This is a genomic window from Saccharopolyspora rosea, assembly GCF_025643595.1.
GTDB lineage: Bacteria > Actinomycetota > Actinomycetes > Mycobacteriales > Pseudonocardiaceae > Saccharopolyspora > Saccharopolyspora rosea.
Map to the genome: position 1 here is coordinate 1,650,220 of NZ_CP102826.1, position 20,221 is coordinate 1,670,440.

Here is a 20,221-nt window from a genome sequence, read left to right on the forward strand (position 1 = left end):
GCCGCCGCACCCGCGGGGCTGCGCGGCCGGGTCCGGCTCGGCGCGTACCCGAGCGCGGCCGCGCACCTGTTCCCGTTCCTGTTCGAGCGCGCGGCCCAGCGGTTCCCGGGCGTCGAACTGGTCCCGTGCGAAGGGTCGACGCGGGAGTTGGAGGCGGCGTTGCGGCACGGCGAGCTCGACCTGGCGGTCCGCCCGGTGCTGCCGATCGCCGGCGGCGACGTGCTGACCTGCCGCCCGCTGTGGCACGAACCGCTGGTCGCCGTGGTCGCCGCCGACGCCCGGCCGATCGGTGGCGTGTTCCGGCTCGCCGACCTCGCGAACCGGCCGCTGATCACGGTGGGGGAGAACACCGGTAGCGGACCCGAACACCACCAGACGCCCCTGGCGTTCGAGCAGGCGGGGATCTCGCCGAACGTCGTCTTCCACACCAACCGGCCGCAGACGATGGTCGCCATGGTGCGCCGGGGCATCGCCGTCGGCGTCACCAACGCGCTCGACATGACCACGGCCAACACCGCCGGTGTGCACCTCGTCCCGATCAGCGACCTCCCGAGCGGACGCGAGGTCGCCCTGTGGTGGCGCACCGACCGCACCCCGAGCACGGCCCACGACGCCGTCCGCGCGCTCGTCGCCGAATGCGGGCCGCCGGACTTCTCCGGCCTCGACCGCTCCCGCTAGTCGGGCACCAGGACGCGACCGCCACGTGCCGTTCGACGCCGTCCTGTTCGTCCCGAACGAGGTCTCCGGTAGCCCGGCCACGTCGGGACGCTCCGGGTTCAGCGGGGCCTCCCCCAGCCGCCCCCGCCCGGGGTCTCGATGCGGACCCGGTCGCCGCGGTGCAGCGACCAGGTGCCCTTGGCGGGGAGGTCGCGCTCGGGTTCGCCGGGGCGCAGCAGGACGTTGCGGCCGGCCTGTCCGTCGCCGCCGCCCGCCGCGCCCGGCGGGCGGTGTTCGCGCCGTTCGGACTGGATGGTCAGGGTGCAGTCGGCGAGCACCTCGATCTCGCGGACCAGCCCGTCGCCGCCGCGGTGGCGTCCGACGCCGCCGGAGGAGGGGCGCAGCTCGTAGCGCCAGACGCGCAGCGGGTAGTCCAGCTCCACGGCCTCGGCCGGGGTGTTCTGCGTGTTGGTCATGCCGGTGTGCACCCCGGACATGCCCGGGCGCGTCGGGGTGCCGCCCTCGCCGCCGCCCAGCGTCTCGTAGTAGCTGAACGCCGGGTCGGAGCCCCCGATGAGCAGGTTGTTCATCGTCCCCTGCCCGGACGCGGGCACCCGGTCCGGGATGGCCTGCGCGAACGCGCCGAGCAGCACGTCGACGATGCGCTGGCTGGTCTCGACGTTGCCCGCCGCGGTCGGCGCCGGGAACGTCGGGTGCACCACGGACCCCTCCGGCGCGCGGACGTGCAGCGCGCGGTAGCACCCCGCGTTCGGCGGTGCGTCCGGGTCGGTGAGCATCCGGAACACGAACATCGTCGACGACATGGTCACCGCGAAGACCGCGTTGCAGTTGACCGGGATCTGCGGGTCGCTGCCGTCGAAGTCGACGGTCACCTCGTCGCCGGAGACCGCCACGCACGCCCTGATCCGCACCCCGTCACCGATCTCCAGCACGTCCTCGCCGTGGTACCGCCCGTCCGGGATGTCGCGGATCGCCGCGCGGACCCGCCGGTCCGAGTAGTCGCACACCGCCGCCATCGCCTGGCGCAGCCGCGCCGAACCCATGCGCCCGGCGAGCTCGCGCATCCGCACCGCGCCGACGTGGTTGGCGGCGAACTGGGCGCGCAGGTCGCCCCGGCGTTCGCGCGGGGTCCGCGAGTTCGCCGCGATGAGCCGCACCACGTCCTCGCGCTCACCGTCGGCGTCGGCGACGCGCACCGGTGGGATCCGCACGCCCTCCATCGCGATCTCGGTGGCCGACGCGGGCATCGAGCCGGGCGCGGCGCCGCCGACGTCGGCGTGGTGCGCGCGGTTCGCCACGTAGCCCAGCAGCCGGTCGCCGTAGCCGACCGCGGACACGATCGTCAGGTCGGGCAGGTGCGTGCCGCCGAGGTACGGGTCGTTGACGCACACCTGGTCACCGGGCCGCAGTTCGCCGCAGGTGTCGAGCACCGCCCGCACGCTCTCGGGCATCGCCCCGAGGTGCACCGGGATGTGCTCGGCCTGGGCGACCATCTCGCCCGCGGCGTCGAACACGGCCGCCGAGCAGTCGGCGCGCTCCTTGATGTTGGGGGAGTAGGAGGCGCGTCGCAGCGCCACGCCCATCTCGTCGGCGATCCCGGCGAGCGCGTGCCGGAACACCTCAAGCTCCACAGGGGACAGTTCAGCCATGCAGCCGCACCACCAGATTCCCCGAATCGTCCACTGTGGCCACTTCGTCGGGTGCGAGCAGCGTCGTGGTGTCCGGTTGCTCCACGAGCGCGGGCCCGCGGATCTCGTCGCCGTGGCGCAGGGCGGCGCGCGAGACGATCCGGGCGGTCACGTCGCCGTCCTCGAAACCGATCGCGCGGTCCGGTTTGTCCTCGGGTTCGCCCTGGTCCCAGTCGTGCGGCGGGGCGTCCAGGACGGGTTCGCCGCGGGCCACGACCCGCAGCGTGACGACCTCGACCCGTTCGTCGCGCATCGCGTACCCGTAGGACTCCCGGTGCGCGTCGTGCAGCAGTTCGGCGATGTCGGCGTCGTCCGGGACGTCCACGCGCAGTTCGTGCGACTGACCCGCGTACCGCGCATCGGCCACTCTGGACAGTGTGATTTCCCCTGTTGCGCCTTGCTTTTCCAGTTCTCGGAGGGCGTCGTCGGACAGTTCGCGCCATGCCGCGGAGAGGTCGTCCGAGGCGTCGGCCAGCACGGTGCGCGAGGACTCGTAGCGCGGCGGCGCGAGCAGCAGCCCGAGCGCGCTGAGCACGCCGGGGGCAGGGGGCACGACGACGGCGGTGCAACCGAGTTCGCGCGCCAGCGCGGTGGCGTGCAGCGGTCCCGCCCCGCCGTAGGCGACCAGCGCGAGTCCGGACGGGTCGACGCCGCGTTCGGTGCTGACGCGGCGCAACGCCCGCGCCATCGTCGCCCGCACCACGGAGAGCACTCCGCGCGCGCCGCCCGCCGACTCGGGCAGCGTGGCGAGGGCGCGTCGTGCCGCGTCGACGTCCAGCCGCAGTCCGCCGCCGAGCTCCCGCGCCGGGTCGAGGTGCCCGAGGGCGCAGTGCGCGTCGGTCACGGTGGGTTGCTCACCGCCGAGGCCGTAGCAGGCCGGTCCCGGCTCGGCGCCCGCCGAGTGCGGCCCGACCCGCAGCGCGCCACCGGTGTCCACCCACGCGATCGACCCACCACCGGCACCGACGGTGTGGATGCCGACCGCGGGGGTGCGGAACGGCAGGCCGGCGATCTCCGAGGAGGTGGACACCTCCGGCCGCCCGTCGCGCACCAGGCACACGTCGGTCGACGTGCCGCCCATGTCGAAGGCGATGGCGTCGCCGAACCCGGCGGCCCGCGCCACCGCCCCGGCGGCCACCACCCCGGCGGCCGGGCCGGACAGCAGCGTGTGCACCGGTGCCGCGGCGGCGAACTCGACGCCCGCGGTGCCGCCGCTGGAGGTCATCACGGTGATCGTGGGTTCGGGCAGCCGCGCGCTCAGGTTGGACAGGTACCGGCGCATGACCGGCTCGACGGCCGCGTTGAGCACGCACGTCGACGCCCGCTCGAACTCCCGGAATTCCGGCAGCAGCGCGCTGGAGCGGGTGATCGGCACGCCGAGCTCCTGCAACGCCGCGCACAGCCGCCGCTCGTGTTCGGCGTCGACGTAGGAGAACAGCAGGCTCACCGCGACCGCTCCGGGCTCCAGCCGCCGCACGCGGTCGACGACCCGGTCGATCTCGGCGTCCCGCAGCGCGACGATCACCTCGCCGTCCGCTCCGATCCGCTCGTCGACGGTCACGACGCGGTCGTGCGGCACCAGCGGTTCCGCCCGGGTCGCGGACAGGTCGTAGAGCGCGGGGCGGTTCTGCCGCGCGATCTGCAGCACGTCGGTGAACCCGGCGGTGGTGACCAGCACGGCCCGCGCGATCCTGCGCTCCAGGACGGCGTTGGTCGCCGTGGTGCTGCCGTGCGGGAGCAGTCGCAGCGCCCCGTCCGGGAACCCTTCGCGAACCCCCCGGGACACGCCTTCGGCCTGGTCGCCGGGGGTCGTCGGCACCTTGACCGCACGCGGTCGCCGCCCCTCGGCGTGCACCACGACGTCCGTGAACGTCCCGCCGACGTCCACCCCGGCACTCGCCCCAACCGGCATCGCGCTCACCCTCGCCCATCATCCCGCAGCGCGGGTGCTCCGGCAGGGTGCGAACGGTCGACGTCGGGCGAGGCCGGCGGTGCTCGCGGTCGGCCTGCGGGAGTCGGCGAGGTCGCCGATTATCGTGCCGCCGACATCCGCCGGACGCGTGGAGGACGCGATGAGCGATGTGACCGCCAACCAGCCGCACGGCACGCCGACCTGGATCGACCTGGGCGTCCCGGACCTGGAGCAGGCCATGGACTTCTACGGTGCGCTGTTCGGCTGGGAGTTCGACGTCGGCCCGGCGGAGATGGGGCACTACACGATGTGCCTGCTGCGCGACCGCCGGGTGGCTGCGATGGCGCCGAACCCCGACACGGCCACGACGTGCTGGTGGAACGTCTACCTCGCCGTCGACGACTGCGACGAGGCGGCCAAGCGCATCGCCGACGAGGGCGGCGCGGTGCTGGCCGAACCGGTGGACGTCGTGAACCAGGGCCGGATGGCGATCGTCCGCGATCCGGTCGGCGCGCACCTCGGCCTGTGGCAGGGCAGGGAGCACATCGGCAGCGAGGTGGTGGGCGAACCGGGCGCGGTGCTGCGCCACGACCTGGCCACCCCGATGCCCGGTCCGGCCCGCGAGTTCTACCCGGCGGTGTTCGGCCTGACCCTGGACCGCGACGAGGACCTGCCGGAGCTCGACCGCACCGCGCTGCGGCGTCCGGACGGCCACGAGGTCGCGGGCATCCTCGCCACCCCGGGCGCCCCGGGATCCGCGTGGACCACCACGTTCGAGGTCGCCGACGTCGACGAGGCGGTGCGCCTGGTGACCGAGGCGGGCGGTGCTTGCGACGGCGCGCGCACCGCGGTCCGCGGCCGCACCGCCGTGGTCACCGATCCGTTCGGCGCCCGCTTCGCGGTCACCTCGCGCACCCGTTGACCCGCGCGCGGTCTTGACCGCCCGGAACGGGGCTGCCTACCGTCGTCCGGCGGTACGGGTGCGGATCGGCGGAGGTCTGGTGATGGCGGAGAACTTCACTGTCCACTGTGGAGTGATCGGGTGACCGCGGGGCACCGCGCACCGCGCCGGGTGGGCGTGGTGGGCGCGGGGATGAACGGGCTGGCCTGCGCCTGGTTCCTCCAGCAGGCGGGCGTCGACGTCACCGTCGTCGAGCGCACCGACGTCGCGGCCGGCGCCTCGTGGGGCAACGCCGGGTTGCTCACGCCCGCGCTGAGCGTCCCGCTGCCGGAGCCGTCGGTGCTGCGCTACGGGGTGCGGGCGCTGGCCGACCCGCGTTCCCCGGTGTCCGTGCCGGTGCGGGCCGACCGCGATCTGGCCCGGTTCCTGACCCGCTTCGTCGCGCACTGCACCGGCGGCCGGTGGCGGCGCGGGATGGCCGCCTACCGACCGCTCAACGAGCAGGCGCTGGAGGCGTTCGACGAACTGGCGCGGGGCGGGGTCGCCGCGCCCACCCGGGTCGCGCCGTTCACCGCCGCGTGCCGGACCGAGCGGGAGGCCGAGCACTTCGCCGCCGAGATCGGCCGGGTCGTCGGCGCGGGCCAGGCGGTGGACGTCGAACTGCTCACCGCGTCGGAACTGCGGGACCAGCTGCCGATGTTGGCGCCGTCGATGCGGATGGGGGTGCGGGTGCTCGGGCAACGCGCGATCGACCCGCCCGCCTACGTCGCCGCGCTGGCCGACAGCGTCCGGGCGCGCGGCGGCAAGATCGTGACCGGTGTCGACGTGGCGGGCGTCCGCCGCGACGGTGGGAAGATCTCGCTGGCCACCAGGGACGGGCAGTACGCCGAGCAGTTCGACGCCGCGGTGCTCGCCTCCGGCGCCTGGCTGCCGGAGCTCGGCGCCGCGCACGGGGTGCGCACCCCGGTGCACGGCGGGCGCGGTTACAGCTTCACCGTCGACGCCGAGCACCCGATCCCGGAACCGGTGGACTTCCCGGGCCTGCGGCTGGCCTGCGCGCCGTACCGGGGTGGCGTCCGGGTCACCGGGATCATGGAGTTCCAACGTCCGGACGCGGCCGCCGATGAGCGGAAGTTCGCCACCATCCGGGAATCCGCTGCCGCAGCGCTGACCACAGTGGACTGGAGCTCCGCGCGGGACCACTGGGTGGGCGCCCGACCGGTCACATCGGACGGTCTGCCGCTGATCGGTGCCACCGCCACACCCGGCCTGCACGTCACCGGCGGGCACGGCATGTGGGGCATGACGCTGGGACCGCTGAGCGGGAAGCTGCTCGCTGAGCTGATCGTCACCGGCCGGACGCCGCGGGAGCTGCTCCCGCTCGACCCGTGCCGCTGACCTCGTGCCCGAAGACGATGACGTTGTCGTCGTAGCTGCGCTTGGTGCGGTCGAAACTGCCGCCGCAGGTGATCAACCGGATCTCCGGGCGGTTCACGTCGCCGTACACCTCGTCGGTGGGGAAGTCGTCCTTGGACACGCGGTCGATCCGGTCCACGACGTAGGTGATCCGGCTGCCGTCCCGCCGGTCGATGTGGACGAGATCGCCCTCCCGCAGGTCCCGCAGCGGGTAGAACACGCCCGCCTCGGTGTAGGAGTCGACGTGCCCGAGCACCACGAACGGGCCGACCTGCCCGGCGCTCGGCCCGAGCCGGTACCACCCGGCCTGCATCGGGTTGTGGATGTCGGGCACCTGCACCGTCCCGTCCGGGTTGAGCCCCAGCGGCACCAACGTGGACGAGACGCGCACCGACGGGATGGACAGGGCGGTGGGCTCCACCCGCGGACCGGGATCGGTCACCGGCGCGGCCACCGGCGCGGGCCGGGCGGCGCGCGGCGGTTCGTGGCGCGGGGGAGCCGAAGAACACCCGGCGACCGCCGCGCACGCGATGCAGACCAGGACGAGGAACCTTCTCACCAGCCACCTCCGAGGCCGCACGACAGTCGAAATGGGGTGGTGCGCGTTCCGCGGGAACGCGCACCACCCCATTCCAGGGCGGGTGTCAGCTGCGCTGCGCGGCGCGCCGACGGTGGAACAGGTACGCCCCGCCGAGGGCCGTCGCCGCGGCGCCGCCGGCCAGGCCGAGCGGACCGAGCGCGTCGGACCGGTCGTCCGCAGTGGCACCGCCACCCGCCTGCACCGCACCGTGCGGCTTCTGCGCCACCTGCGGCTTGTGCTGCTGCTGCGGCCTCTGCTGCGCCGGCGGCCTGGTCGTCGGCGCTTGCTGCGCCGGCGGCTGCTGCTGCGCCGGAGGTGCCGCCGGAGGTGCTGCGGGCGGAGGCGCAGCCGGGGGTGCCGCCGGAGGCGGCGGTGGCGGCGCGGGAACCTCGTGTTCCGGCGGCTTCGGCTTGGGCGGGCAGAACTCCCCCACGCAGTGGGGCTTGCAGTGTTCGCAGGGCCCGCAATTGGGGCCCTGGCACTTGTCATTGGCGAGCACCGGTGGCGGCGCCGCCGGATTGACCACGGCTCCGGCAACGGGTGCCAGGCCGATTGCTGCTCCGAGCGCCATGGCGGCAATACCGCCGAGGCGAGCGCTTGTCGACGACACCACACCCCTCCTCATCGATCACTACGAACAAGAAGATCGTTGTGCGCGTTACCGATCGGCAACTGCTCCGACCGTAAGCAGCGCGAGACGTGGCGGCAGCGGGAGAGGTCGATGATCCTCCGATAGAGTCAATCATCCGGTGGCGGCGTGATCGTTGTCGGGCGATCGTCCACTTCGGCCGTGCTCGAACCGCACAAGATCGCGTTGAGCACGAAAAAAACCGCCTGGTGCCAGGATGAGCACCAGGCGGCCGGAGGATCGTCCTCAGTGGGCGCGCCGACGATCGGGTGATCACTCGAAAGAGATCATCGATGATCAGCCGAAGTCGAGGAAGACCGTTTCGCGCTCGCCCTGCAGCCGGATGTCGAACCGGTAGGTGCGGTCCTGCTCCGCGGTGGCCACCAGTGTGCCGCGGCGCGCGGCGTCCAACGAGGACAGCAGCGGGTCGGCGGCGTTGGCCTCGGTGTTCTCCGGGAAGTAGACCCGGGTGAACAGGTGGTGCAGCAGGCCACGGGCGAAGACGCACACGCTGATGTGGGGCGCGTGACCGGGGCGCGCGCCGGGGAGCAGGGTGCGGGCCACCCACCGGCCCTTGGCGTCTGTGGCGATGCGGCCGAATCCGGTGAAGTCCACACCGTTGCGGCCCAGGTAGCCGCCGTCGACCGGGTTGCGCCGCATCGACCCGCCGACGCGCGGGAACTCGCCCGCCGGGTCGGCCTGCCACAGCTCGACGAGCGCGTCCGGGATCGGCGCGCCCGCGCCGTCCAGCACGTACCCGTGGACGGTGACGGTGTCCGGGTGACCGGCCGGGGCCATCGTGCCGCCGTCCGGGAACGGCAGGGCGTAGCCGAAGAACGGGCCGACGGTCTGCGACGGGGTGAGCTCCGGGCGGGACATCAGCGGCCCTCCTCGATCCAGGTGGCGGACGGTCCGTCGAGCACGATGTCCCAGCGGTACTTCAGGGAGAACTCCGGCTCGGACAGGTCGTGGTCGTAGCGGGCGACCAGGCGCTGCCGGGCCGAGGGGTCGGTGACCGACTGCAGGATCGGGTCGTACGGGAACAGCGGGTCGTTCGGGAAGTACATCTGGGTCACCAGGCGCTGGGTGAACGCGTTGCCGAACACCGAGAAGTGGATGTGCGCCGGGCGCCAGGCGTTGGTGTGGTTGCGCCACGGGTACGGGCCCGGGCGGATGGTGGTGAAGCTGTAGCGGCCGTCGTCGTCGGTGATGGTGCGGCCGAATCCGGTGAAGTTCGGGTCCAGCGGAGCCGGGTGCTGGTCGCGGTGGTGCGCGTAGCGCCCGGCGGAGTTGGCCTGCCAGATCTCGACCAGCTGGCCGCGCACCGGGCGGCCGTCGCGGTCCAGCAGCCGACCGGTGACCGTCATCCGCTCGCCGAGCGGCTCGCCGGCGTGCTGCCGGGTGAGGTCGTTGTCGATGTCGGTGACGTCGGTCGGGCCGAACACCGGGCCGCTCAGCTCCACGGTCTCCGGGTCGCCGGTCACCGCGACCAGCGGCTGCTTCGGGTGGCGCAGGGCGCTGCTGCGGTAGGGCGGGTAGTCGCGCGCGGGGTGGTCGGCCGCGGGAGCGCCGCCGGCGAGGCGCTTCTCGTACGCCTCCAGCTGTTCGGCGATCTCCCGGTCGATCTCGCGTTGGGTGGCGGACATGCCGGTGCTCCTTCGCGCTCCGGCCGCTGGTGGATAGCGGCGTCATGGTGCCGGGTCGAGGCGCCCCGGGCACCCCGATTTAGTCAGTGCACTGACTAGTTTCTGCACGGTGCCACTTCGGGGAGTCGACGTCAACAGGTCGGAGCGAGCGGAACCGTGCCGGTCGCGGTTGCCATAATCGTTCAGTGCACCGACGAAACGGCGGGAGGCGGCGATGTCCGAGGTCGACCTGAGCACGCACCCCGGGCACCTCGCCCGGCGCCTCCAGCAGGCCCACTACCTGCTGTGGAACAGCATGGTCTCGGAGCGGATCACCTCGCCGCAGTTCGCCGTGCTCAACGCCCTGGTCGCCGGCGACGACCTCGACCAGCGCGCGGTCGGCGAGCAGGTCGGTCTCGACCGCTCCACGATCGCCGAGGTCGTCACGCGGCTGGAGCGCGGCGGACTGCTGCGCCGGGTCCGCGATCCCCGGGACGGGCGCCGCTACCTGCTGCGGCTGACGTCCGAAGGGGCCGACGTGCACCGCGACGTCGCCCGGCGGACCGCGCGGATGAACCAGGTCTTCCTGGCGCCGCTGGAGCCCGACGAGCGCCGGGTCCTGCTGGACCTCATGCGCCGCGTCGCCGACGCCGCCGAGGAGATCCGCGCCGCGGGCGAGGGCTGAGTGCCTCGGCCCGGTCCGGTTCGGGCCGAGGGACTACGGTCGGGAGTCCGGCCCTCGCCGGTGCCGGGGGCCTCGTCGGGAGAGGAGTCCGCATGCCGTTGTCCGCCGACGAACGCCAGTCCTTCCTCGCCGAGGAGGGGCACGTCGCCTCCCTGGCCGTCGAGCGGGGAGACGGACGGGCGCCGCTGAACGTGCCGATCTGGTACGAGTACGCGCCCGGCGGCGAGGTGCGGTTCCTGACCGGGCGCGACTCCGCCAAGGCGGCGCTGATCGCCGCGGCGGGCCGGGTGGCGCTGCTCGTCCAGCGCACGACACCCACCTACCGCTACGTCTCGGTGGAGGGGCCGGTGGTCGGCTCCGCGCCGACCGCCGAGTCCGAACTGGCCCGGATCGCCGGGCGCTACCTGGCCGCCGACGCGGTGCCCGGCTACGTCGAGGCGTCCGACCTCGGCGCCCTGGTGACCTACCGGATCCGCCCCGAGCACTGGCTCTCCGCCGACCTCGGGGCGATCTGACCCCGATCGGGCGATGTGGTGTCCGGGCAGGCCGGACGAAGACCGGGATGTCCGAATCAGTCGAGTTCCGGAGGTCCTCGCCGTGCGCTTCCTCGGCACGATCGCGTCCGCCGCGCCCGCCGCGGTGCTCGCCCTGCTGTCCGCGACCGCAACGCCCGCGAGCGCCGACCCGGTGGTCGACGTCGACGGCGGGGACGTCGCGCGGGATCTGGCCCGGGACCTCGGGCGCGACCTGGCTCGGGACCTCGGGCGCGACCTGGCTCGGGACCTGGCCCGCGATCTCGGGCGCGACGTGGCTCGGGACCTGGCCCGCGATCTCGGGCGCGACCTGGGGCGCGATCAGGACCTGCTCCGCGAGGTCGCGCGCCGGGCCGCCGAGCGGGTGTCCGCGGTGGACGTCTGACCGGGTGGTCAGGGGATGACGAGCCGGTCGATCGGCTCGGGGGTGCCGATGTGGTGGCCCTGGGCCTGGTCGCAGCCGAGGCGGCGGACGAGCGCGAGCTGGCGCTCGGTTTCCACGCCCTCGGCCACGACCTCGGCGCCGAAGGCGTGGGCCATCGTGACGATGCTGCTGATGACGACCTCCAGCTGGGCCGAGTCGGGCAGGTCGCTGATGAAGGACTGGTCGATCTTGAGCACGTCCATCGGCAGCCGCCGCATCTGGGCCAGCGAGGAGTAGCCGGTCCCGAAGTCGTCGATCGCCAGCCGCACGCCCAGGTCGCGCAGCGCCTGCATCACGTGCGCGGCGGCGATGGGGTCCTGCGGGATCGCGTTCTCGGTGATCTCCAGGCACAGCGCCCGCGGGGGCAGGCCGGAGGTGGCGAGCGCGTCGCGCACCGCGGGCAGCAGGTCCGGGTCCTCCAGCTGGCGCGGGGAGAGGTTGACGTTGAGCCGCAGCGCGTGGTTCCGGAGCTGGCGGTCCGCGGCGAGCTGGCGGGTGGCGACGCGCATCATGTGCGCGCCGACGGAGTTGATCAGGTCGCTCTCCTCGGCGAGCGGGATGAACTCCGCGGGGGAGAGGAGCCCGTGCACCGGGTGCGTCCAGCGCAGCAACCCTTCCACGGCCACCGCGTGGTTGGTGCGCAGTTCGATGATCGGCTGGTACGCCAGCCACAGCTCGTCGTACCGCACGGCGTGGCGGAGGTCCTGTTCCAGGACCATGTGCCGCTGGATGCGCTCGCGCAGCTCGACGTCGAAGAAGGCGTGGCGGCCGCCGCCGCGCACCTTGGCCTGGTACATCGCCACGTCGGCGTCGCGCAGCAGCTCCTCTCCGGTCCGGCGGTCGCCGGGCGGCGAGACGAGGATCCCGATGCTGCCGTTGACGTGCAGCTGCCTGCCCTGCACGTGGATCGGTTCGGTGAGCAGGCCGAGCACGCGGTGGCTCAGCGCGCCGAGCCGGTCGTGGTCGTCCTCGCCGTCGACCACGATCACGAACTCGTCGCCGCCCAGCCGTCCCACCACCGCGTCGTGCGGAGCCGTCCGCGCCAGCCGCTTCCCGACGACGCGGAGCACGTCGTCGCCGGTGCTGTGGCCGAGCGAGTCGTTGATGATCTTGAAGTGGTCCAGGTCGGCGAACAGCACGGCCATCGGGCGGGTGCGCTGCGGGCGTCCGAGGTGCTGGAGCACGAGCGTCCGGTTCGCCAGGCCGGTCAGCGGGTCGTGCGTGGCCTCGTACTCCAGGCGCTCCCGCGCGGCCCGGCTCTCGGTGATGTCGGTGAACGACGCGACGACCAGGTGCGGCGGGCGGTCCTCCGGGTTCAGCGCGTGCGCGGTGACCGCCAGCCACACGGCGCGCCCGTCCGGGCGGGCGAAGCGGATGACCCGCGAGTCCTCCGGCACCCCGGTCCACTGCGCCCGCGTGATCGGGTGCTGGTCGAACGGCAGCGGCGCCCCGGACTCGTCGTGCAGCGGCCAGTCCTGGAGCGAGGAGCCGACGATCCGTTCGGCGGGGACGCCGAGGATGCGCTGCGCGGCGGGGTTGGCCGACTCGACGCCGTCGGGGCCGATCACCAGGACGCCCTCGTCGAGCGCGGCGACCACGGTGGCGAAGTCCTGCTCCGCCCGGCGGCGCGCGGTCTCGTCGGCGCACACCAGCACGTACCCGGAGTCCATCTGCGCGGCGGACACCCGGACCACGAGCGTGGCGCCGTCCCGACGGCGGTGCACGGCCTCGGTGGCCCCGTGCACCGACAGCGACTCCGGGTCCAGCGGTGCGCCGACGAGTTCGGCGACGTGCCGCCCCAGCGCCTCCTCCGGGGCGTGCCCGTAGACGGCCTCCGCCGCGCGGTTCCAGCTGGTGACCTTGCCCGAGCGGTCGGTGGCGATGATCGCGTTGTTGACGTGCTGGATCAGCGCGGCCTGGTAGCGCAGCGCCGCCTCGGCGGCCTTCTGCGTCGTGATGTCGCGGCCGATGACCTGCTGCGCCGGGCGGCCCTCCCACGTCGTGCGCACCGACACCAGCTCGACCGGCACCGCGGCCCCGTCGACGCGCCGCAGCTCGGCGCGCGCCGGCCGCGTCGCGGCGCCCGGTGTGGTCAGCGCGTTGATGCGCTCGCGCATCCGGGGGATCGAGGCGGAGTCGACGAAGTCGGTGACCTGCCGTCCGACGAGTTCGTCGGGCGAGTCGGCGCCCACGATGGCGGCCATCGCGCGGTTGGCGTACTGGATGACCTCGTTCTGGTGCACGCAGATCGCGTCCGGGCTCAGCTCGACGAGCAACCGGTACCGGTCGGCGAGGTCGGCGAAGGCCGCCTGGTCGCGCCGCTGCCGGGTCACGTCCCGGATCAACCCCACCAGCACGCGGCCGCGGCGCAGCGGGCGCGCCTGCAGCCGCACGGTGCGGGTGCTCCCTCCCGTCGTGGTCACGGGGCGTTCGAGGTGCAGCTCCGGGCGCAGCGCGGTCCCCGTGGTCCGCGGTTCGATGAGCTCCAGCAGGCGGCTCCGGACGTCCTCCGCCGCGGCCTCCGGCATGCCCAGCAGCGCTGCCGCGTCGCCCAGCCACGTGATGTCGCCGGTGGTGGCGTCGAAGGTCCACCCCGCCGCGCCGGACGCGGACAGCGACAGGTCGAGCAGTTCGCGGTCGAAGCCGGAATCGTCCGCGAACCCGCAGTCGGGATCGACAACCATGATCCGTCCACCATTCCGCACCCCGCCGGTCGGTACGGGGCTCGTGCACGGGGTTCCCGCCGCCGTCGCCCGCCAACCGTCCGGGACGCGCACGTCGTGACGGGTGGTGCGCGCGGGGCGGCCCCGCGGTTGGTCGGCACCGGGGAGCGCCGCGGCATGCCCGCTCACGCCGTCCACACCGGACTGCCCGCGATCCACGTCTGCTGCACCGAGATCCCGGGGAGCCCGCCGAGCTCGGCGGTGGTCGGGTCGGCGTCCAGCAGCACCAGGTCCGCCGCCGCGCCCGGGGTGAGGCGGCCGATGTCGCGCCTGCCGAGCAGCGCGGCCGGTGCCGAGGTCGTCCCGGCCAGCGCGACCCGGTGCGGCACGGCGAATCCCGGGCCGCCGGACGCCTCGGCGAGCGCCCCGCCGAGGGTCTGGCGGCTGGTGGCGGCCCACGCGGCTTCGACCGGGTTGGGCATCGTCACCGGGGCGTCCGAGCTGAGCACCACCGGCAGGCCCGCGCGGTGGAAGGAACCGGCGGGGTAGAACCGGGCGCCGTAGTCGCCGTAGTCGCCCATCAGGGAATCGCCGTAGAGGTGCACCTGCATCGGTTGCGGCACGGGCACCACGTCCAACCGCGCCATCCGCTCGATCTGCTGGTCGCTGGGGAAGCCGCAGTGCTCGATCCGGTGGACCAGCCCCGGCCTGGGGCGCTCGGCGCGGGCGCGCTCCACCGCGTCGAGCACCAGTCCGATCGGGTACTCGCCCTGGGCGTGCGTGGCGGCGCGCAGACCCAGCCGGTGCGCCGCCACGATCAGCTCCTGCAACTCGTGCGGATCGTGGTACAGGTACCCGTCGGGCACCGGCTCGCCGCAGCAGCCGCGGCCGCCGAGGTGGGCGGTGCGGGCGATCACCGAGCCGTCCGCGTAGAGCTTCACGCCGTGCAGCCGCAGCCGGTCGTCGCCCAGCGGCGCGCCGAGGCCCAACGCCTCCAGGTGCTCCAATGTGGACGAGAGGGCGAGCATGTGGACCCGCAGGCGCAGCCGGTCCTCGTCGCGGGCCGACAGGTACGCGGCCATCTCCCGGGACGTGACCTGCGCGTCGCAGATCGTGGTGATGCCCGCCCGCAGCATGGCCCGCTGGCCGAGGTCGAACAGCTGCCGCTCCTCCTGCGGGGTCAGCGGCAGGTGGAAGTTCGGGCCGTGGTTGCCCGTCTTGACCCCGTCCGGACCGGTGAGCAGGTCGCAGGCGGCGTCGAAGAGCGTGCCCAGCGGCTCGCCGGAGGGGGAGCGGTCGATCCGGCCGCCCGGTGGGGTCGGCGTCCCGGCGGTGATCCCGCACCGCCGCAGCGCGGCGGAGTTGACCGCGTAACCGTGGCCGCTGGCGTGCTGGATGTGCACCGGGCGCGGATCGTCCACCCGGTCCAGGTCGTACCGCGAAGGATGCCTGCGTTCGTCCAATTTGGACTGATCGTAGCCGTAGCCGGAGATGACCGCGGCGTCCGGGTTGCGCCGGGCCTGCGCGCGCAGCGCCTCGACGATCTCGGCCACGCTGCGCGCCCCGGACAGGTCGGCGGCCGCGACGGCGTATCCCGTGAGCAGGACGTGCACGTGCGGGTCGACGAAACCCGGCAGCAGCGCGCGGCCTTCGAGGTCGATCTCGCGCGGCGCCGCGGTGGCCGCGTCGCGGCACCGTGCGAGGGTGCCGGCGGCCGCGACGCGACCGTCGCGCACCAGCAACGCCTCCACCGGGCCGCCGGCGCCGGTGTGGATCGGACCTCCGCGGAACAGGGTGGTGTCGGACATGCTCTCCTCGATGTGGTTCAGAAATCACCGGCCGGGACGCACCAGTCGCGTCCGCGGGCGGTGGTGACGTACTCCGGCCAGGGCAGGTCGATCGGCGGGTGGAAGTCCGCGGGCAGCAGCGGTGGCGCGGGGTCCTCGGCGGTGCGCCGCTCGAACTCGGCGCGCGCGGCGGCCAGCACCTCGCGGTCGCACAGCAGGTCGAGCAGGCTGCCCGCGACCGCACGTGCCGCGACGTCGATGGTCGGGCCGATCGTCGCGGGCATCCCGCCCAGCGCGTTCATCACCCACGGCGGGAGCGGCTCGCCGCCCGCGGCCAGCGCGGGCCGGGCCACGTACAGCCGTGCCGTGGGCGCGTACCGGGTCATCTCGACGTAGTCGTCGGAGGTCCAGTTGCGCTGCTCGGGCGGGATGACCCGGCGCAGCAGGCGTTCGGCTTCGCGCGGGTCGATCAACCGTTCGCACTCCGCCTGGAACGGCCGCTCGTCCGGGGTCCGGCCCAGGGTCGCCTGGATCGCGCGCGCCCGCTCCACCGCCTCGGGACCGAAGCGCGGCGCACCGGTCCGGCGCAGGTTCCGCCACCCGGCCTCGGCCATCGCGTGGTTGGCCAGGCCGGGCCGGTTGCGCGCGACCCACCGGGTGCTCAGCGCGCAGTGCGCGGCCGACGCGGCGGCGCGGGCGTTCGCGTCCAGCACCCGCAGCACCTGCTCGGCGGTGGCCAGGTCCGGGCAGCGCCACGAGTACTGGATCTGGGCCAGCGGAGCGGGGAGGTTGTCCGCGGTGGCGTGGCCCGCGGACAGGACCGCCTCCGACAGCGACCAGCCGCCGAAGGCCGGGGCCATCGCGTCCTGGCTGTTCTTCGTCAGCTGGTACATCGCCACCAGCGCGGCGTTCGCGCCCGGCGCCCGCGCCGCCGAGTGCGAGGCGGGGATGGGGCTCTCGCCGCCGGCCGATCCCCAGAGCTGGGGATCGGCGCAGGTGAAGGTGTAGACGCGGCTGTAGTAGGCGCCGCAGTGCGTGTCCCACCGGACCGTGTTGCACAGCGGCAGGAGGTAGTGCGGGTGGAAGCTGACGATCGCGTCCACCCCGTCGTAGTAGCCGCGCAGGCCGTGCACGACCTTGGAGCCCTGGACCTTCTCCGCCGGCTCGCCGGTGTAGCGGAGCGTGCCGCCGATGCCGTGCCGCTGCATCACCGCCTTGGTCGCCAGCAGGGCCCCGAGGGTGGCGATGCCGAGGGCCGAGTGCGGGTCCGTGTGCCCGGGAGCGAACCGGGACAGGCCGGGACGCGATCCGGGGCGGACGTCGGCGGCCTGGCAGTTGCCGGGGACCGCGTCGTACTCGGCGTAGGTGAGCACCGTGGGGCCGGGCCCGTTGCGCCACTCGGCGCAGAACGCGGTCGGCATGCCGCCGCTGCCCGCCTCCACCTCGAAACCCTCGGCGCGCAGGCGGCGCACGTACCAGTCGGCCGACTCGTACTCCCGCCACGCCGGTTCGGCGAGGTTCCAGATCGTGCTGTGCCAGTCGAGCAACTCGGGCATCGCCGCGCGGACCCGCTGGTGCGCGTCGCGGACCACGTCGGTCACGCCGACACCCCTTCCCGCGCGGTCCGCGCCGCCGCGGTGCCCGCGTGCGGGGCCCGGGCCGTGCACCCGATGGCCACCAGGCACATCGCCACGAGCAGCACGACCACCGGCCACGGGTTGCCGGCCGCCCCGAGCAGCGCGGTGGCCGCGATCGGCGACAGGCCGCCGAAGACGGCGCCCGCGACCTGGTAGGACAGCGACACCCCGGTGTAGCGCGCCTCGACCGGGAACATCCCGGCGAGGATCGTCGGCAGCGGACCGTAGGTGCCGGACATGCCCAGCCGCATCAGCAGGATCATCAGCACGATCAGCGCCGCGTTGCGGGTCGGGACCACCAGGAACTGCGGGGCGGCGAGCACCGCGACCGCCACCAGACCGCCGATCAGCACCCGGCGGGGACCGACGCGGTCGCCCAGCCACGACGCGGCCAGCGTCGCGACCAGTTCGACGAACGCGGCGGCGGTGAGCGCGGTGAGCACCGTCTCCGACGGCACCCCGACGTCCGGGCCCGTGGCGTAGGCCAGCAGGAACGTCGTGACGATGTAGTAGCCGCCCACGGCGACCGGCAGCAGGCCGATGCCCAGCAGCACCGACCGCCACGAGCCGCGCAGCGCGGCCAGCACCGGGGCGGGGCGCTCGTGCTGCCGCTCCCGCACCGCTTCGAACTCCGGGGACTCCTCGACGCGCAGCCGGATCAGCAGGCCGACGACGATCAGCACGGCCGAGACCAGGAACGGCAGCCGCCACGCCCAGGCGTGCAGCGCGGGGTCCCCGAGCAGCGACACGGCGCTGAAGGCGCCGGTGGCCAGCAGCGCTCCGGCCGAGTTGCCGATCTGCGGGAACGCGCCGTAGAACGTCCGGCGCTCGGGCGGGGCGTGCTCGACCGCGATGAGCGCGGCACCGCCCCACTCGCCGCCGACCGCCAGGCCCTGCACGACCCGCAGCACCACCAGCAGGACGGGGGCGGCGATCCCGATGCTGGAGTAGGTCGGCAGCAGCCCCACGGCGACCGTCACCGCGCCCATCATGAGCAGCGTGGTGACCAGGGTGGCCTTGCGGCCGACCCGGTCGCCGAAGTGCCCGAACAGGACGCCGCCCAGCGGCCGGGCGAAGAACCCGACGGCGAAGATGGCGAACGAGGCCATCACGCCGGTCAGCCGGTCCGACGAGGGGAAGAACAACTCGCCGAGCACCAGCGATGCCGCCGTGGCGTAGACGTAGAAGTCGTACCACTCGATCGTGGTGCCGACGAACGCACCGAGCGCCGCGCGCCGCGCCGTCCGCGATCTCTCCAGATCCATGCTGACCTCCGCATCAGGCGAGTTGCCAGCACGGTAGGAGCGGCCACCCCGCTGCACCCCGTGCACGACGTACACTCCCGCCGTCCCGAATTGTGCGAACCGCACTCGACGAGGGGGCTCGCCGTGGCGCTGACGGTCGCCGACGTCCTCGACCTGCCGGACCTTCAGCTGCGACTGCTCACCGGCGACGGCGGCCTGGACCGGCAGGTGCGGTGGGCGCACGTCATCGAACTCGCCGACCCGGTGCCCTGGCTGCGCGGCGGGGAACTCGTCCTCACCATCGGGCTCGGCATCCCCAGCGACGCCGCGGGCCAGCGCGCCTACGTCCGCAGGCTGGTCGACGCGGGGTGCGCGGCCCTCGGGTTCGCCGCGGGCGAGGTGCTGGACGAGCTGCCGCCCGCCGTCCTCGGCACCGCCGAGGAACTGGGGCTACCGGTGATCGCGGTCGTCGGGACCACGCCGTTCCTCGCCGTGGCCGAAGCGGTCGCCCGCCGGCACGCCGAGGAACGCTCCCGGCACGAACGGCTCGCGCTGGCCGGTCAGGACGCGATGGCGCGGGCCGCGCTGCGCACCGGCCACGCGGGCGTGCTGCGGGAACTGGCCGCCGCGACCGCCGGCGAGGCCCTGCTGCTGGACGCGGCCGGGACGGTGCGGGCGGCCAGCACGCCGGAGCGCGACTGGCACGCGGTCGCGGCCGCGGACCGGGCGGCGGGTTCCCGCGGTGCCATCGGCCTCAGCCACGGCGAGTGGGACGTGCACCTGCAGAGCCTGGGTTCGGCGGGCGGGTGGCTCGCGCTGGCCTGCCCGCGCCCCGCCGTGCCGCACACCCGCCTGCTGACCAACCACGCCGCCACGCTGATCGGCGTCGGCCTCGCCGGGGTGCGCTCGGCCCGCGTCGCCACGCACCGGCACCGCAGCGCGGTGTTCTCCCTCATGCTCGACGACACCGCCGGTACCGGACCGCTGTGGCAGCGGTGCGAGCAGCTGTGCCCGCTGCCCCCGCCGCCGCTGGAGGTCGCGGTGCTCGCGCACCCGGACCGCTCGGCGGGCGACCTCGTCCCGCACGTGCTCGACGAACTGTCCGATGTGGTCGGTGATGTGGAATCGGCGGAGCGGGCCGTGGTCTGCCCGCGCCCGCAGGGTCTCGTCGTCGTGCTGCCGGGACGGGAGCAGCCGCTCGGCGAGCGGCTCACCGCACGTCTGTCCACTGTGCTCGGAAAACCGTGCGCGGCCGGTTCCGCGCACGCGCTCAGCCGGACCGAGGTCCCGCGCGCCGCGCTGCGGGCGGCCCGCGCCCGGCGCGGACCCGGGTACCACGACGCCGACGACGTGGGCGCGTGGCGGCTGCTCCGGGACGCGCTCGATCCGGACGGCACCGCCCGCTTCACCGAGACGGTGCTCGCGCCGCTGCGCGCGGCCGACACCGCGACGGTGCCCACCCTGGCGGCGTGCCTGCGCGCGGTCCTCGACCGGGACGGCAACCTGGAGTCCGCGGCGCAGGTCCTCGGCATCCACCGCAACACCCTGCGCACCCGGCTGCGGACCGCCGAACGCGCGGTGGGCCGTCCGCTGGACGACCCGCGCACCCGGTTGCAGCTGTGGCTCGCGCTCACCCTCGCCGACGAGGGATGAGCCGCGCCGCCCGGTGCGCGGGGCGCGTCCGCTGGTGCGCGTCGGCCACGGCGCTTTCCGCCGCAGCGGACCGGTCCCCGGCGGCAGTGCGTCCACAGAGGACGAACGTTGCTCCGTTCGGTGCTCGCGACGCCCGGTTCATTCGTCCGGCGGTAGCCGGAACCCGC

17 protein-coding genes are annotated in these 20,221 nt (G+C 74.2%); 7 read left to right on the forward strand and 10 right to left on the reverse strand.

Going from position 1 to position 20,221, the window contains the following annotated elements:
- The first annotated feature begins 18 nt into the window (after positions 1-18).
- Complete coding sequence (locus tag NV263_RS08090) at positions 19-678, forward strand: LysR family transcriptional regulator substrate-binding protein (protein ID WP_263254119.1); 660 nt, start codon at positions 19-21, stop codon at positions 676-678.
- Between the two features lie 98 nt (positions 679-776).
- Here the strand turns inward: NV263_RS08090 and NV263_RS08095 are convergent, their stop codons facing one another.
- Both NV263_RS08095 and NV263_RS08100 read right to left on the reverse strand, forming a co-directional pair.
- Positions 777-2,327 carry a hydantoinase B/oxoprolinase family protein gene (locus tag NV263_RS08095; protein ID WP_263251942.1) on the reverse strand — a complete coding sequence of 517 codons (1,551 nt, stop codon included), beginning with the start codon at positions 2,325-2,327 and terminating at the stop codon, positions 777-779.
- Positions 2,320-4,278, reverse strand: a complete 1,959-nt coding sequence (locus NV263_RS08100) for a hydantoinase/oxoprolinase family protein (RefSeq protein WP_263251943.1) — start codon at positions 4,276-4,278, stop codon at positions 2,320-2,322. The genes NV263_RS08095 and NV263_RS08100 overlap by 8 nt, the downstream gene beginning before the upstream one ends.
- Before the next feature lie 160 nt (positions 4,279-4,438).
- Here NV263_RS08100 and NV263_RS08105 point away from each other — a divergent pair, with 160 nt between their 5' ends.
- On the forward strand, positions 4,439-5,200 hold the full coding sequence (locus NV263_RS08105; protein WP_263251944.1) for a VOC family protein: 762 nt from the start codon (positions 4,439-4,441) through the stop codon (positions 5,198-5,200).
- 120 nt (positions 5,201-5,320) lie between these two features.
- Positions 5,321-6,577 (forward strand): NAD(P)/FAD-dependent oxidoreductase, encoded by a 1,257-nt coding sequence (locus NV263_RS08110; RefSeq protein WP_263251945.1) that lies wholly within the window; start codon positions 5,321-5,323, stop codon positions 6,575-6,577.
- On the opposite strand, the gene NV263_RS08115 is transcribed toward NV263_RS08110, so the two are convergent.
- The 4 genes from NV263_RS08115 to pcaH all read right to left on the reverse strand — a co-directional run bounded on the left by NV263_RS08115 (position 6,528) and on the right by pcaH (position 9,449).
- Positions 6,528-7,154: a class F sortase gene (locus tag NV263_RS08115; protein WP_317630407.1), complete on the reverse strand. Its 627-nt coding sequence runs from the start codon at positions 7,152-7,154 to the stop codon at positions 6,528-6,530. The two genes, NV263_RS08110 and NV263_RS08115, sit on opposite strands and share 50 nt — an antisense overlap.
- A gap of 85 nt (positions 7,155-7,239) precedes the next feature.
- Entirely contained in the window at positions 7,240-7,401 is a 162-nt protein-coding gene (locus tag NV263_RS08120; RefSeq protein WP_263251946.1) for a hypothetical protein, read from the reverse strand.
- A 699-nt stretch (positions 7,402-8,100) separates the two neighbouring features.
- Entirely contained in the window at positions 8,101-8,682 is a 582-nt protein-coding gene (gene pcaG / locus NV263_RS08125; protein ID WP_263251947.1) for a protocatechuate 3,4-dioxygenase subunit alpha, read from the reverse strand.
- Positions 8,682-9,449: a protocatechuate 3,4-dioxygenase subunit beta gene (pcaH, locus tag NV263_RS08130; protein WP_263251948.1), complete on the reverse strand. Its 768-nt coding sequence runs from the start codon at positions 9,447-9,449 to the stop codon at positions 8,682-8,684. Before pcaH ends, pcaG begins: the two co-directional genes overlap by 1 nt.
- 214 nt (positions 9,450-9,663) lie before the next feature.
- Here pcaH and NV263_RS08135 point away from each other — a divergent pair, with 214 nt between their 5' ends.
- From NV263_RS08135 to NV263_RS08145, 3 genes are all read left to right on the forward strand, one after another.
- Complete coding sequence (locus NV263_RS08135) at positions 9,664-10,113, forward strand: MarR family winged helix-turn-helix transcriptional regulator (RefSeq protein ID WP_263251949.1); 450 nt, start codon at positions 9,664-9,666, stop codon at positions 10,111-10,113.
- A 92-nt stretch (positions 10,114-10,205) separates the two neighbouring features.
- Positions 10,206-10,628 carry a pyridoxamine 5'-phosphate oxidase family protein gene (locus NV263_RS08140; RefSeq protein WP_263251950.1) on the forward strand — a complete coding sequence of 141 codons (423 nt, stop codon included), beginning with the start codon at positions 10,206-10,208 and terminating at the stop codon, positions 10,626-10,628.
- An 82-nt stretch (positions 10,629-10,710) separates the two neighbouring features.
- Positions 10,711-11,031, forward strand: a complete 321-nt coding sequence (locus NV263_RS08145; RefSeq protein ID WP_263251951.1) for a hypothetical protein — start codon at positions 10,711-10,713, stop codon at positions 11,029-11,031.
- Between the two features lie 8 nt (positions 11,032-11,039).
- Here the strand turns inward: NV263_RS08145 and NV263_RS08150 are convergent, their stop codons facing one another.
- The 4 genes from NV263_RS08150 to NV263_RS08165 all read right to left on the reverse strand — a co-directional run bounded on the left by NV263_RS08150 (position 11,040) and on the right by NV263_RS08165 (position 18,422).
- The gene (locus NV263_RS08150; RefSeq protein ID WP_263251952.1) at positions 11,040-13,754 is read right to left on the reverse strand and encodes a sensor domain-containing protein; all 2,715 of its coding nucleotides are present in this window, start codon (positions 13,752-13,754) and stop codon (positions 11,040-11,042) included.
- 164 nt (positions 13,755-13,918) lie between these two features.
- Entirely contained in the window at positions 13,919-15,541 is a 1,623-nt protein-coding gene (locus NV263_RS08155; protein ID WP_263251953.1) for an amidohydrolase, read from the reverse strand.
- Positions 15,542-15,558: 17 nt separating this feature from the next.
- Positions 15,559-17,121 carry a zinc-binding metallopeptidase family protein gene (locus NV263_RS08160; protein WP_263251954.1) on the reverse strand — a complete coding sequence of 521 codons (1,563 nt, stop codon included), beginning with the start codon at positions 17,119-17,121 and terminating at the stop codon, positions 15,559-15,561.
- Positions 17,118-18,422, reverse strand: coding sequence for an MFS transporter (locus tag NV263_RS08165; RefSeq protein ID WP_263251955.1), 1,305 nt, complete (start codon positions 18,420-18,422; stop codon positions 17,118-17,120). The genes NV263_RS08160 and NV263_RS08165 overlap by 4 nt, the downstream gene beginning before the upstream one ends.
- A gap of 123 nt (positions 18,423-18,545) precedes the next feature.
- Between NV263_RS08165 and NV263_RS08170 the strand changes: the two genes are divergently transcribed.
- Positions 18,546-20,054, forward strand: coding sequence for a PucR family transcriptional regulator (locus tag NV263_RS08170; RefSeq protein ID WP_263251956.1), 1,509 nt, complete (start codon positions 18,546-18,548; stop codon positions 20,052-20,054).
- Positions 20,055-20,221 lie beyond the last annotated feature (167 nt).

Coding starts and splice junctions, on each gene's coding strand:
- NV263_RS08095 (WP_263251942.1), bottom strand. CDS start 2,327: ATGGCTGAACTGTCCCCTGTGGAGCTTGAGGTGTTCCGGCACGCGCTC.
- NV263_RS08100 (WP_263251943.1), bottom strand. CDS start 4,278: ATGCCGGTTGGGGCGAGTGCCGGGGTGGACGTCGGCGGGACGTTCACG.
- NV263_RS08105 (WP_263251944.1), top strand. CDS start 4,439: ATGAGCGATGTGACCGCCAACCAGCCGCACGGCACGCCGACCTGGATC.
- pcaG (WP_263251947.1), bottom strand. CDS start 8,682: ATGTCCCGCCCGGAGCTCACCCCGTCGCAGACCGTCGGCCCGTTCTTC.
- pcaH (WP_263251948.1), bottom strand. CDS start 9,449: ATGTCCGCCACCCAACGCGAGATCGACCGGGAGATCGCCGAACAGCTG.
- NV263_RS08135 (WP_263251949.1), top strand. CDS start 9,664: ATGTCCGAGGTCGACCTGAGCACGCACCCCGGGCACCTCGCCCGGCGC.
- NV263_RS08140 (WP_263251950.1), top strand. CDS start 10,206: ATGCCGTTGTCCGCCGACGAACGCCAGTCCTTCCTCGCCGAGGAGGGG.
- NV263_RS08150 (WP_263251952.1), bottom strand. CDS start 13,754: ATGGTTGTCGATCCCGACTGCGGGTTCGCGGACGATTCCGGCTTCGAC.
- NV263_RS08155 (WP_263251953.1), bottom strand. CDS start 15,541: ATGTCCGACACCACCCTGTTCCGCGGAGGTCCGATCCACACCGGCGCC.
- NV263_RS08165 (WP_263251955.1), bottom strand. CDS start 18,422: ATGGATCTGGAGAGATCGCGGACGGCGCGGCGCGCGGCGCTCGGTGCG.